Source organism: Aeromicrobium sp. WCS2018Hpa-31 (assembly GCF_031843905.1).
Taxonomy (GTDB): domain Bacteria; phylum Actinomycetota; class Actinomycetes; order Propionibacteriales; family Nocardioidaceae; genus Aeromicrobium.
In genome coordinates this window covers 62,563-74,878 of record NZ_JAVTJF010000004.1, presented here as the reverse complement: position 1 = coordinate 74,878, position 12,316 = coordinate 62,563, and the positions used below count along the sequence as shown (strand labels likewise).

The 12,316-nt window shown below is 73.5% G+C and carries 10 protein-coding genes; all 10 read left to right on the top strand.

From position 1 onward, the window contains the following. Nucleotides 1-203: 203 nt before the first annotated feature. The 10 genes from RQG84_RS05945 (at nucleotide 204) to RQG84_RS05900 (ending at nucleotide 12,307) form a co-directional block, all read left to right on the top strand. Nucleotides 204-1,694 (top strand): UDP-N-acetylmuramoyl-L-alanyl-D-glutamate--2,6-diaminopimelate ligase, encoded by a 1,491-nt coding sequence (locus tag RQG84_RS05945; RefSeq protein WP_311209465.1) that lies wholly within the window; start codon nucleotides 204-206, stop codon nucleotides 1,692-1,694. Continuing rightward, a complete protein-coding gene (murF, locus tag RQG84_RS05940) occupies nucleotides 1,691-3,046 on the top strand; it encodes a UDP-N-acetylmuramoyl-tripeptide--D-alanyl-D-alanine ligase (RefSeq protein WP_311209269.1) in 1,356 nt (451 codons plus the stop codon). The genes RQG84_RS05945 and murF overlap by 4 nt, the downstream gene beginning before the upstream one ends. A 94-nt stretch (nucleotides 3,047-3,140) precedes the next feature. Next, complete coding sequence (gene mraY / locus RQG84_RS05935) at nucleotides 3,141-4,205, top strand: phospho-N-acetylmuramoyl-pentapeptide-transferase (RefSeq protein ID WP_055965751.1); 1,065 nt, start codon at nucleotides 3,141-3,143, stop codon at nucleotides 4,203-4,205. A 28-nt stretch (nucleotides 4,206-4,233) separates the two neighbouring features. Further along, nucleotides 4,234-5,697, top strand: coding sequence for a UDP-N-acetylmuramoyl-L-alanine--D-glutamate ligase (gene murD, locus RQG84_RS05930; RefSeq protein ID WP_311209268.1), 1,464 nt, complete (start codon nucleotides 4,234-4,236; stop codon nucleotides 5,695-5,697). Nucleotides 5,698-5,704: 7 nt separating this feature from the next. Further along, nucleotides 5,705-6,940, top strand: coding sequence for a putative lipid II flippase FtsW (ftsW, locus tag RQG84_RS05925; RefSeq protein ID WP_311209267.1), 1,236 nt, complete (start codon nucleotides 5,705-5,707; stop codon nucleotides 6,938-6,940). A gap of 3 nt (nucleotides 6,941-6,943) precedes the next feature. Then, nucleotides 6,944-8,029, top strand: a complete 1,086-nt coding sequence (gene murG, locus RQG84_RS05920) for an undecaprenyldiphospho-muramoylpentapeptide beta-N-acetylglucosaminyltransferase (protein ID WP_311209266.1) — start codon at nucleotides 6,944-6,946, stop codon at nucleotides 8,027-8,029. Next, a complete protein-coding gene (gene murC, locus RQG84_RS05915; RefSeq protein WP_311209265.1) occupies nucleotides 8,026-9,465 on the top strand; it encodes a UDP-N-acetylmuramate--L-alanine ligase in 1,440 nt (479 codons plus the stop codon). The genes murG and murC overlap by 4 nt, the downstream gene beginning before the upstream one ends. Beyond that, on the top strand, nucleotides 9,462-10,187 hold the full coding sequence (locus RQG84_RS05910) for an FtsQ-type POTRA domain-containing protein (RefSeq protein ID WP_311209264.1): 726 nt from the start codon (nucleotides 9,462-9,464) through the stop codon (nucleotides 10,185-10,187). Before murC ends, RQG84_RS05910 begins: the two co-directional genes overlap by 4 nt. 201 nt (nucleotides 10,188-10,388) lie before the next feature. After that, nucleotides 10,389-11,558, top strand: a complete 1,170-nt coding sequence (ftsZ, locus tag RQG84_RS05905; protein ID WP_055965763.1) for a cell division protein FtsZ — start codon at nucleotides 10,389-10,391, stop codon at nucleotides 11,556-11,558. 32 nt (nucleotides 11,559-11,590) lie between these two features. Further along, nucleotides 11,591-12,307: a polyphenol oxidase family protein gene (locus RQG84_RS05900; RefSeq protein ID WP_311209263.1), complete on the top strand. Its 717-nt coding sequence runs from the start codon at nucleotides 11,591-11,593 to the stop codon at nucleotides 12,305-12,307. The last annotated feature ends 9 nt before the right edge of the window (nucleotides 12,308-12,316 follow it).

Sequence of the window (12,316 nt, the reverse complement as noted above, 5' to 3'; positions counted from 1 at the left end):
GCTCGCTTGCCGTTGGAGGTGAGTCGTCCGTCGCTGGCGCTCGCTCACCGCGGTGCGGCTCGGCCGCGCTCGCTGGCGCTCGCTTGCCGCGGAGGTGGGTCACCGGCGGGCCGGTGCCTTCGGAGGCCGTGGGTAGGGGAGTGGGTCTGGCGGGGAGTCGCTACGTTGGAATCGTGACGGACTCCGACGGCTCCACGGCGATCATGCGGACCCGGCCCAGGGAGGTTCGGGCGCTCACCCTCGCGGACGTGGCCGACCACCTCGGCGTGCCGGGGCCTGGGACGCCCGCGGACGCCACGCCGGTCACGGGCATCACGCTCAGCACGCGCACGGTGCGGCCCGGCGACCTCTACGCGGCGCTGCCCGGCGGCCGCGCGCACGGGGCCGACTTCGTCGACGCCGCCGAGGCCGCCGGTGCCGTCGCCGTCCTGACCGACGCCGAGGGTGCGTCCCGCCTCCCCACGCTGCCCACGGTCGTCGTGGACGGACCCCGGTCGCGACTCGCCGAGCTCAGCGCCTGGTTCCACGGCCACCCGACCACGGCCTTCACGACCCTCGGCATCACCGGAACGCAGGGCAAGACCACGAGCACCTACCTGGCCGAGTCGGCCGTCGGCGCCGTCCGCAGCGCGGTCGTCGGCACCATCGGGACCCGGGTGCGGGGGATCGCGGCCGACTCGGCGCTGACGACGCCCGAGGCGCCGGACCTGCAGGCGCTCTTCGCGGTCATGCGCGAGGAGCAGGTCGAGCTGTGCGCGATGGAGGTCTCCAGCCATGCCCTCGTGCAGGGTCGCGTCGACGGCTTCGCCTTCGACGTCGCCACGTTCCTCAACCTCGGACGCGACCACCTCGACTTCCACCGCGACCTCGAGGAGTACTTCGCCGCCAAGGCGAGCCTGTTCACCCCCGAGCACGCCCGGCGCGCCGTCGTGAACGTCGACGACGAGCACGGCCGGCGCCTCGTGGAGCTGACCTCCCTGCCGGTCACGACCTTCTCGACGGAGGGACGGGTCGCGGACTGGCGCGCGGCCAACGTGCGCCCGCACCGCCTCGGGACGGACCTGGAGGTCCTCGGCCCCGACGGCCTCGAGCTGGAGCTGCACGTCCCCCTGCCCGGCGTGTTCAACGTGGCGAACGCCCTGGCGGTCATCTCCTCCCTCGCGACGGTGGGTCACGACCCGGCCGCGCTCGCCGCCGGCATCGAGACCAGCCAGGGCGTCCCCGGCCGCATGGAGCGGGTCGAGGCCGGCCAGAGCTTCACGGCCGTCGTCGACTACGCGCACAAGCCCGACGCCGTCGAGGCGGTCCTGACGGCCCTGCGGCCGGTCACCGCGGGCCGGCTCGTCGTCGTGATCGGCGCCGGCGGCGACCGCGACCACGGCAAGCGTCCGCTCATGGGCGAGGTCGCGGCCCGCTACGCCGACCTCGTGGTCGTCACCGACGACAACCCCCGCACCGAGGACCCTGCCGCGATCCGCCGCGCCGTGCTCGCCGGGGCCTCCGGAGGCGCTGCCACGGTCGTCGAGGTCCCGGGACGTCGGGACGCGATCGCCCACGCCGTGTCCGTCGCCGAGCTCGGCGACACCGTCGTGGTGGCGGGCAAGGGACACGAGCAGGGCCAGGAGGTCGGCGACGTGGTGCACCCGTTCGACGACCGGGACGTGCTGCGTACCCTCATCGAGGAGCACGCATGATCCCCATGAGCCTCTCCGCGGTGGCCCAGGTGGTCGACGGCGTTGTGCACGGCGACGGCGACGTCGTGGTCACGGGTCCGGCCACCCTCGACTCGCGGGCGGTCGAGGTCGGAGGCCTCTTCGTCGCCCTGGCCGGCGAGCACGTCGACGGCCACGACTTCGTGCAGTCCGCGCTCGACGGGGGAGCGGTCGCGGTCCTCGGGTCCCGGCCGGTCGAGGCGCCGACCGTCGTGGTCGACGACGTCACGGTCGCGCTCGGACGTCTGGCGCGCCACGTGGCCGACGAGATCGACGCCGAGGTCGTCGCGATCACTGGGTCCCAGGGCAAGACCAGCGTGAAGGACCTCGTGGCCCACCTGCTGGGGCGCACGGGCGCGACCGTCGCGACGGCCGGCAACTACAACAACGAGCTCGGCGTCCCGATCACGGTCCTGCGGGCCGACCACGACACCCGCTACCTGGTCGTCGAGATGGGCGCCCGTGGGGTCGGGCACGTCGCCCGGCTGTGCCGCATCGCGCCGCCCGACGTGTCGGTCGTGCTGAACGTGGGCAGCGCCCACGTGGGCGAGTTCGGGTCGGTCGACAACATCGCCGTGGCCAAGGGCGAGATCGTGGAGGGTCTGCAGCCCGGCGGCGTCGCGGTGCTCAACGCCGACGACGCGCGGGTCGCCGCGATGGCGGCCCGCGTGCCGGCCGGTGCCGCCGTGGTGCACTTCGGCCGGACCGCCGACGGCCCCGACGACGTGCGCCTGGACGGCGTCCACGTGGACGGGCGCGGCGAGCCGGACGTGACGCTCGCACGGGCAGGCCGACGCTGGACGACCCACGTGCCGCTGCCCGGTGCCCACCAGGGACTCAACCTCGCGGCGGCCGTCGCGGTCGCCGCCGCCCTCGACCAGCGGGTCGAGGAGGAGGCGCTCACGGACTACCGCTCCGCCAGCGCCCAGCGGCTCCAGCGGCTCGAGCGGTCCGACGGCGTCGTCGTGCTCGACGACTCCTACAACGCCAACCCCGAGTCGGTGATCGCCGCGGTCGAGACGCTGCGGACGATCGACGCCACGCGCAGGGTCGCGGTCCTGGGGGAGATGCTCGAGCTCGGTCCCGAGGCCCACGACCGGCACGTCGAGGTCGGGCGGGCGGCGGCCGACGCCGGCCTCGACCTCGTGCTCGCCGTCGGTCAGGGAGCCCGCGGGGTCGCCGAGGGCGCCGGCGCCCGCGCCCGCGAGGTGCCCGACGTCGACGTGGCGCTCACCACACTCCGCGCGTGGCTCGAGCCGGGAGACGTCGTGCTCGTGAAAGCATCGAGGGGAGCGCGCCTCGAGCGCGTCACGGCAGGACTCCTCGACGCCTGACCGGCATACTCGTGCACGACCCTGAGCCCGCCCACGTCCCCCACCCCCCCCCCCCCCCCCCCCCCCCCCGAACCGCCGAGAGGATCCCGCCCCCATGCTCGCCGTCCTGATCGCTGCAGCCCTCGCCCTCGTCGGCACCCTCCTGGGCACCCGTGTGGCCATCCGGGTGCTCGTGAAAAAGGGCTACGGCCAGCTGATCCGCGACGACGGACCGACGTCGCACCACGTCAAGCGCGGCACGCCCACGATGGGCGGCACGGTGATCATCCTCGCGTCGCTCGTCGCCTACGCCGTCGCGAAGCTCGTGACCGGCTACGCCCCGAGCGCGTCGGCGATCCTGCTGCTGTTCCTCTTCGCCGGGCTCGGCCTCATCGGCTTCCTCGACGACTACATCAAGATCTCCAAGCAGCGCAGCCTCGGGCTGCGCAGCAAGGCCAAGATGATCGGCCAGGTGCTCGTGGGCCTGGTCTTCGCGATCCTCGCCATCGGCTGGGAGGACGAGAACGGCCGCACCCCCATCTCGCACGCCATCTCGTTCACGAGGGACATCCCGGGGACGCAGCTGCCCACCGTGCTGCTCGTCGTGTGGGTGCTGCTCATGATCGCCGGGGCGAGCAACGGCGTGAACCTGACCGACGGCCTCGACGGTCTCGCGACCGGTGCCTCCGTCATGGTCTTCGGCGCCTTCATCATCATCAACGTCTGGCAGTACAACCAGAGCTGCGCGACGGAGGACGTCCTGGGCTGCTACGAGGTGCGGGATCCCCTCGACCTCGCCGTCGTGGCGGCCGCCATCACGGGCGCCTGCTTCGGCTTCCTGTGGTGGAACGCCTCCCCGGCCAAGATCTTCATGGGCGACACCGGCTCGCTGTCGCTCGGCGGCGCGATGGCCGGATTCGCCCTCATGACCCGCACCGAGCTGCTGCTCGTGATCATCGGCGGTCTGTTTGTCGCCATCACCGCGTCGGTCATCCTGCAGGTGGCCTACTTCAAGGCCACCGGCGGCAAGCGGATCTTCCGCATGGCGCCGCTGCAGCACCACTTCGAGCTGCTCGGCTGGGCCGAGATCACCATCGTGGTCCGCTTCTGGATCATCAGTGGCCTCTGCGTCGCGGCCGGGCTGGGCGTCTTCTACTGGGAATGGCTCGCCCGCCTGTGAGCGCGGCGCTCACCATGGACGTGGTCGCATGAGTGCCGTGGAACGTCCCGACGTCGGGTCCCTCGGCCGCGACGACGACTGGTCCGCCGTGCGCGCCGTGGTCACCGGCTTCGGCGTGAGCGGGTTCGCCGCCGCCGACACGCTGCAGCACCTCGGCGCGCACGTGGTCGTGCTCGACGAGAACGCACCCGCCCCGGGCTCGGCCCACGAGGAGCGGGCCACGCTGCTGGACACGCTGGGGGTCGACCTGCGGCTTCGTGCCGGCAGCACGGCCGAGTTGCCCGACGACGTCGACCTGGTCGTCACCTCGCCCGGCTGGCGTCCGGAGGCGCCGGTCCTTCGAGCGGCTGCCGACCGGGGGCTCCCGGTGTGGGGCGAGGTCGAGCTGGCCTGGCGGCTGCGGGCCGCCGACGCGCCGCCCTGGCTCTGCGTCACCGGGACCAACGGCAAGACCACCACGGTGCAGATGCTGGACTCCATCCTGCGGGCCGCGGGCCTGCGCAGTGCCGCGGTCGGCAACGTCGGCCGCCCGGTGCTCGAGGCGGTCATGGACCCCGAGCCGCTCGACGTGCTCGCGGTCGAGCTGTCGAGCTTCCAGCTGCACTGGAGCGACTCGATCGCCGCCGAGGCCGCCGCCGTGCTCAACGTCGCCGACGACCACCTCGACTGGCACGGCTCGCTCGACGAGTACGCCCGCGCCAAGGGCCGCGTCTACGAGCACGTCGAGAAGGCGTGCGTCTACGCGGTCGAGGACCCCACCACCGAGCAGCTGGTCCGCGACGCCGACGTGCAGGACGGCGCCCGCGCCATCGGGTTCACGCTCGGGGTCCCCGCTCCTGGCATGCTCGGCGTGGTCGACGGCCTGCTCGCGGACCGTGCCTTCGCTCCCGACCGTCAGACCAGCGCCGCCGAGCTGGGCTCGGTGAGCGACCTGCCCGACGACGCACCCCACACCGTGGCCAACGCCCTCGCCGCGGCCGCACTGGCCCGCGCCCACGGGGTCGAGGCCCGCGCCGTGCGCGACGGGCTGCGTGACTTCCGGCCCGGGCCCCACCGCTCCGAGCTGGTGGCCGAGATCGACGGCGTCCGCTACGTCGACGACTCCAAGGCGACCAACCCGCACGCCGCGCTCGCGTCGCTGCGGGGGGTCCCGTCGGCCATCTGGATCGCCGGGGGACTGGCCAAGGGTGCGCGCTTCGACGACCTCGTCGAGGCCGTCGCCGACCGGCTGCGCGGCGTGGTGCTCATCGGTGCCGACCGTGCGGTCGTCGCCGAGGCGCTGGCCCGACACGCGCCGGATGTGCCCGTGACGGAGGTCCTGGCCGGGGAGGATGAGCTCATGGACGACGTCGTCGCGGCTGCTGCAGCCATGGCCCGCCCCGGTGACTCGGTGCTGCTGGCCCCCGGATGCGCGTCCATGGACCAGTTCCGCGACTACGCCGCCCGAGGCGACGCGTTCGCCGCGTCGGTGCGACGGCTCCCGACGGGGTGAGCGGCCGATGAGCACGACCGATCGCCGGCCGGCTGCCGGCGCAGGCGCCGGTGGTCCGATGAGCGGTGCCCAGCGCCTGCTCGACCGGCCCCTCGCGTCGTACCAGCTGGTGCTCGGGACCACGGCCCTGCTGCTCGGGCTCGGCCTGATCATGGTGCTCAGCGCGAGCTCCGTGCTGTCGCTGCAGGTGTACGGCAACTCGTTCGCGATCGTGCAGCGACAGCTCGTGCTGGCCGTCGTCGGCCTGGTCGGTGCCTACCTCGTGACCCGGCTGCCGCTCGCGACCCTGCGCAAGCTCATCCTGCCCGGGCTCGTCGTGTCCATCGGCCTGACGCTCGCCACGTTCATCCCGGGCGTGGGCGTGGAGGTGAACGGCAACACCAACTGGATCCCGGTCGCCGCGGGCTTCCGGCTGCAGCCGTCGGAGTTCCTCAAGCTGGCGCTCGTGCTCTGGATCGCCGACCACTACGCGCGCCGGCAGAAGCACCTGGACACGCCGCGCCTGATCCTGCTGCCCATGCTCATCGTCGCCGGGGCGTGCGCCGCGCTCGTCGTGGCGCAGAACGACCTCGGCACGGCGCTCGTCCTCTTCGCGGTCATCGTCGGGATGCTCTGGGTCGCCGGGCTGCCCGGGCGCTACCTCGGCGCGATCGTGGCGTTCGTCGGCGTCCTGTGCGTATTCTTCGTCGCCACCGCGCCGCACCGCGTGGCGCGCATGCTGAGCTTCCTCAACCCGCTCGCCGACCCGGACAAGGACGGCTACCAGGCCGTCCAAGCCATGATGGGGTTCGCGCGGGGCGGCTTCGGCGGCGTCGGCCTCGGCGGCAGCCGGCAGAAGTGGGGCTCCCTGCCGGAGGCGCACACCGACTTCATCCTGGCCGTCGTCGGCGAGGAGCTCGGCCTGCTGGGCAGCCTCGTCGTCCTCGTCCTGTTCGTGCTGCTCGCCGTCGCGGGCGTGCGGATCGCCACGCGCAGCCGCGATCCCTTCGCGCGCTACGCCGCGGCCGGCATCACCGTCTGGATCACCGCCCAGGCCGTGATCAACATCGCCATGGTGCTGGGCCTGCTCCCGGTCATCGGCATCCCGCTGCCGCTGCTCTCCTACGGCGGCTCGAGCGTGCTGGTCACCCTCGTGGGCTGCGGCGTCCTGCTGAGCTGCGCCACGACGGAGCCGGGGGCCAAGCGCGCCCTCGCCGCCAGCAAGGCCCGCCGCGCCCGACGCAACGCTGCCAGGAGGCGATGAGCGGTGCGCGCCCTGCTCGCCGGCGGTGGCACCGCCGGCCACACCTCGCCCCTGCTCGCCACGGCAGCCGTCCTGCGCGACGAGGGCGTGGAGGTCACCTGCCTCGGCACACCCCGTGGCCTGGAGACCACGCTCATCCCGGAGGCCGGGTTCCCGCTCGAGCTGGTGCCTCCGGTGCCGCTGCCCCGACGCCCCGGGATCGCCATGCTCCGGGTGCCCGGCCGGCTGCGCGCCGCCGTGGCCCAGACGCAGGACGTCTTCGAGCGCGTCAAGCCGCACGTGGTCGTGGGGTTCGGCGGCTACGTGTCGGTGCCCGCCTACCTCGTGGCCCGGCGGATGCGCATCCCCCTGGTGGTGCACGAGGGCAACGCCAAGCCCGGCATCGCCAACCGGCTCGGAGCGCGCTTCACGACGCACGTGGCCACCAGCTTCCCCGACACGCCGCTGCGGAACGGGCGCTACGTCGGCCTGCCCATCCGACGCCAGATCTCCGGGCTCGACCGTGCGGCCTCGCGTGCGGAGGGCCGCGCGCACTTCGGGCTCGACCTGGACCGTCCGACGCTCCTCGTCACGGGCGGCTCGCAGGGTGCCCGACGCATCAACCACGCGGTCAGCGGGGCCGCGCGTGACCTCGCCGAGGCCGGCATCCAGGTGCTGCACGCCGCGGGTCGTCCCGACGAGGTGGTGCTCGACCGGCCGGAGGGTGCCCCGCCCTACGTGGTGGAGCAGTACATCGACCGGATCGACCTCGCCTACGCCGCGGCCGACCTCGTGGTGTGCCGCGCGGGCGCCAACACGGTCACCGAGGTCGCGGCCGTGGGGCTCCCCGCGGCGTTCGTCCCCCTGCCGATCGGCAACGGCGAGCAGGCGCTCAACGCCCATCCCGTGGTCCAGGCCGGGGGCGGGCTGCTGATCGACGACGAGGCCATGACGCCGTCGTGGGTCGACCACGTGGTCGTCCCGCTCGTGCAGGACACGGAGCGCCTGGCCGCGATGTCGGCGGCCGCGCGCGACCTCGTGCCGCGCGACGCCGACGTCCGGCTCGCCCGCATGGTGGTCGCCGCCGCCGGACGGCAGCTGGGCCGATGAAGGTCCCCTTCCCCGACGCCGTGCCCGGCCCCGACCGGCTGGGCCGCGTGCACCTGGTCGGCATCGGCGGCGCCGGGCTCTCGGCGATCGCCCGTCTCATGGCGCAGCAGGGGGTGTCGGTCAGCGGCAGCGACGCCGCCGACACCGACGTCGTCCGGGCCCTGCGGTCGGAGGGCATCACCGTGCACGTCGGTCACGCGGCCGAGCACGTGGCGGGCGTCGACACCGTGATCGTCTCGACCGCGGTCCGCGAGGACAACCCTGAGGTCGTCGCCGCCCGCGCGGCCGGCGCGCGCCTCTGGCCCCGGTCGGCCGGGCTGCGCTCGGTGATGTCCGGCCGACGGACCGTCGCCGTGGCGGGCACCCACGGCAAGACCACCACCACCGCGATGCTGACGTGTGCCCTGGTGGGCGCGGGCGCGGAGCCGTCCTTCGCGATCGGTGCCGAGGTCGCGAGCCTCGGCACGAACGCCCGGCTCGGCGCGGGACACCTCCTCGTCGCCGAGGCCGACGAGAGCGACGGCGCCTTCCTGCACTACGAGCCCGCCGTGGCCGTCGTGACCAACGTCGACGCCGACCACCTGGACACCTGGGGCACCGAGGAGGCCTACGCCGCGGCCTTCGACGAGTTCGTCGGCACCGTGGCGGAGCTGCTCGTCGTCGGCGCCGACGACCCCGGCGCCGCCGCCCTCGCGGCGGTCGGGCGGGCTCGCGGCCTCGACGTGGTGACCACCGGCATCGACCCGTCGACGCAGGACCTCGACCACCCCGACGACGAGCTGAGGGCCCGCGACGTCCGTGTCGTCGAGGGCGCCACCACCTTCCTCGTCGAGGGGATGGGCCTGTCCGGCCTGCCGGTGCAGCTGGCCGTGCCCGGTGCGCACTACGCCCAGGACGCCCTGCTGGCCCTGGCCGTCGGCCTGCGCCTCGGACACCCGGCCGACGCCCTCGTGGCCGGCCTGGCCACGTACGGGGGAGCCCGACGCCGCATGGAGCGGCTCGGCGCCGTCGACGGCGTCACGGTCTACGACTCGTACGCGCACCATCCCACCGAGATCCGCGCCGACCTGGCGGCCGCCCGGTCGCTCGCCGGGGACGGTCGCCTCGTCGTCGTCTACCAGCCGCACCTGGTGAGCCGCACCCGTCGCTACGGCGCCGAGATGGGGCAGGCCCTCTCGGCCGCCGATCGCGTGGTGGTGGCCGACCTGTACCTCGCGCGGGAGGATCCCGATCCCGCCGTCACGGCCGCGCTCGTGGTCGACGCCGTCCACGGACCGCCGGCGTCGGCCGGTGGACCGGTGGAGTCGGTGCACGCGGCGCTCCTGCCCGAGCTGGGCGACGGCGACCTGGTGCTCACCCTCGGGGCCGGCGACGTCACCACGGTCGGACCGCGCATCCTCGAGGGTCTGCGGACCCGCGAGGCGTCGGGAGCATGAGCGAGGAACGGTTCGCCCTCCGGCGCCGACAGGACCGTCGTCGGCGCCTGCTGCGCTGGCTGGGGGGAGTGCTGGGCGTCGCCGCCGTCGTCGGACTCGTGTGGGTGATCTGGTTCTCGGACCTGCTCGGCGTCCGCACCGTGCAGGTGGAGGGGCTCAGCACGTTGAAGCCCGACCAGGTGCGCACCGCGGCCGACCTGACCCCCGGTACTCCGCTCGCGCGGGTCGACACGTCGGCGGCTGCGGCCCGCGTGGCCAGGCTCGAACGCGTCGAGCACGTCGAGGTCGAGCGCAGCTGGCCGCGCACCGTCACGGTGGTCGTCACCGAGCGCACGGCGGTGGCCTGGACGAGGGTCGACGGCCGGATCCGGGCCCTCGACCGGTTCGGCGTGGACTTCCGGACCCTGTCGAAGGAGCCGAAGGGACTGGTGGAGGTCGCCACGACCGCCACGGAACCACGGCAGCGCCAGCTGGCGCTCGTGGCCGCGGCGTCGGTGGTCTCCCGGCTCAGGGCCGACGCGCCCTCCCTCATGAAGCTCGTGCAGTCGGTCGACGCGCCGAGCCGTGACGCCGTCACGCTGGACCTGACGAAGGGCCGCACGGTCACGTGGGGGAGCGCGGCCAAGCCGGAGCAGAAGGTCCGGGTCCTCGAGGCCCTCCTGCGGATCGACGCGACCGGGTACGACGTGAGCGCGCCCGAGCAGCCGACCACGCGCCAGTAGGACCAGCCGTCGGCCTGGGGAGGGGACACGAACGGCAACGAACCGGCGACACGCGGCGTGTCTGCGAGGTGGCCGTCGCCGTCGCGCGTAGCGTGAGCGTCAGACAGCAAGTTGACATAACTATAACCCTGTCGTTCACGTTAAGACTTACAACCCCACCGGCTCCACAGCTCGGCTCACCTCTCCTGAAAGGCATCGCACATGGCGGTCCAGAACTACCTCGCCGTGATCAAGGTCGTCGGCATCGGCGGCGGCGGCGTGAACGCCGTGAACAGGATGATCGAGGTCGGCCTCAAGGGCGTCGAGTTCATCGCGATCAACACCGACGCGCAGGCGCTGCTCATGAGCGACGCCGACGTCAAGCTCGACGTCGGCCGTGACTCGACCCGCGGACTCGGCGCCGGCGCCAACCCCGACATCGGCAAGCGCGCCGCCGAGGACCACGCGGAGGAGATCGAGGCGGCCATCAAGGGCGCCGACATGGTCTTCGTCACCGCGGGCGAGGGCGGCGGAACCGGCACCGGTGGTGCGCCGGTCGTCGCCCGCATCGCGCGCTCCCTCGGTGCCCTGACGATCGGCGTCGTCACGCGCCCGTTCACCTTCGAGGGCCGCAACCGCTCCGGGCAGGCGGACGCCGGCATCCAGGCGCTGCGCGAGGAGGTCGACACCCTCATCGTCATCCCGAACGACCGGCTGCTGTCGATCAGCGACCCCAACGTGAGCCTGCTGGACTCGTTCCGCCAGGCCGACCAGGTGCTGCACCAGGGAGTCTCGGGCATCACCGACCTGATCACCACGCCGGGCCTGATCAACCTCGACTTCGCCGACGTCAAGTCCGTCATGTCCGACGCGGGCTCGGCCCTCATGGGCATCGGCTCGGCGCGCGGTGAGCAGCGCGCGGCGGTCGCCGCCGAGATGGCCGTCTCCAGCCCGCTGCTCGAGGCGTCGATCGAGGGAGCCCGTGGGGTCCTGCTCTCGATCGCCGGCGGCTCCGACCTCGGCCTGTTCGAGATCAACGAGGCGGCCGGCCTGGTCGCCGACGCCGTGGACCCCGAGGCCAACATCATCTTCGGTGCCGTCATCGACGACGCCCTGGGCGACGAGGTCCGGGTGACCGTGATCGCGGCCGGGTTCGACGGTGGCGAGCCGAAGTCGCGCGACTCCTCCCAGCCGGCGCTGCTCAAGGAGCAGGGTGCCCAGGAGCAGGCCGCCACGCCTCCTCCCACGGCCGAGACCTACACCGGCGGCAAGTACTCCGCGTCCACGCAGGCCGACCCGGTGCCGTCGGGCGACCCCCGTTCCGTGCCGGCCCGTGAGCCGCGCGAGGTGCCCTACGGTGACGACCTCGACATCCCGGACTTCCTGCGCTGAGCAGGTCGGACGCGGGCGGTAGCGTCGACGACGTGTTTTTCCACCGCGACGACTCGCTCGACTGGGCGAGGGTCGGGTTCACCGACGCCTCGACCGACCTAGGGCGCACGGACGACCCCGAGCACGTCGCCACGCGTCGTCGTGTGGCCGAGGGGCTCCGGGGTGAGGAGTCGACCGAGCGGCTCGAGGTGGCGTCGATGCACCAGGTGCACGGGGCCGACGTCGTGTCGGTGCGGCGGGAGTCGCTGAGGGCATCGTCGCCGGCCTCCACGGCCGACGCGCTCGTCACCCGCGACGTCGACGTCGCACTCGTCGTGCGCGTGGCCGACTGCACGCCGATCGTCCTCGCCAGCGACGTGAGCCCGATGGCTGCCGTCGTGCACGCGGGGCGGGAGGGTCTCGTGCGCGGCGTCGTGCCCGCGGCGGTCAAGGCGCTGGTCCTCGACGAATCTCCGTCCCAGCTCCACGCCTGGGTCGGTCCGCGGGCCTGCGGGCGCTGCTACGAGCTGCCGGAGGACATGGCCGACGCCGTCGAGTCCGCCGTGCCCGGCACCCGGTCCACCACGTCGTGGGGGACGCCCGCGGTCGACGTCGGAGCCGGTGTGGTCTCCCAGCTGCGGGAGCTCGGCGTGACCGTGCACGACATCGGCCGCGACGTGTGCACGATCGAGGACGACCGCTTCTGGTCCCACCGCCGCCAGGGTGACCGGGCGGGCCGCATGGGCGCCGTCGTCGTCCTGCGCCACTGATCGAGGAAG

What these genes read in the sequence shown, in the direction of transcription:
- RQG84_RS05945 (WP_311209465.1), top strand. Translation starts at nt 204, where the DNA reads ATGCGGACCCGGCCCAGGGAGGTTCGGGCGCTCACCCTCGCGGACGTG.
- murF (WP_311209269.1), top strand. Translation starts at nt 1,691, where the DNA reads ATGATCCCCATGAGCCTCTCCGCGGTGGCCCAGGTGGTCGACGGCGTT.
- mraY (WP_055965751.1), top strand. Translation starts at nt 3,141, where the DNA reads ATGCTCGCCGTCCTGATCGCTGCAGCCCTCGCCCTCGTCGGCACCCTC.
- murD (WP_311209268.1), top strand. Translation starts at nt 4,234, where the DNA reads ATGAGTGCCGTGGAACGTCCCGACGTCGGGTCCCTCGGCCGCGACGAC.
- ftsW (WP_311209267.1), top strand. Translation starts at nt 5,705, where the DNA reads ATGAGCACGACCGATCGCCGGCCGGCTGCCGGCGCAGGCGCCGGTGGT.
- murC (WP_311209265.1), top strand. Translation starts at nt 8,026, where the DNA reads ATGAAGGTCCCCTTCCCCGACGCCGTGCCCGGCCCCGACCGGCTGGGC.
- RQG84_RS05910 (WP_311209264.1), top strand. Translation starts at nt 9,462, where the DNA reads ATGAGCGAGGAACGGTTCGCCCTCCGGCGCCGACAGGACCGTCGTCGG.
- ftsZ (WP_055965763.1), top strand. Translation starts at nt 10,389, where the DNA reads ATGGCGGTCCAGAACTACCTCGCCGTGATCAAGGTCGTCGGCATCGGC.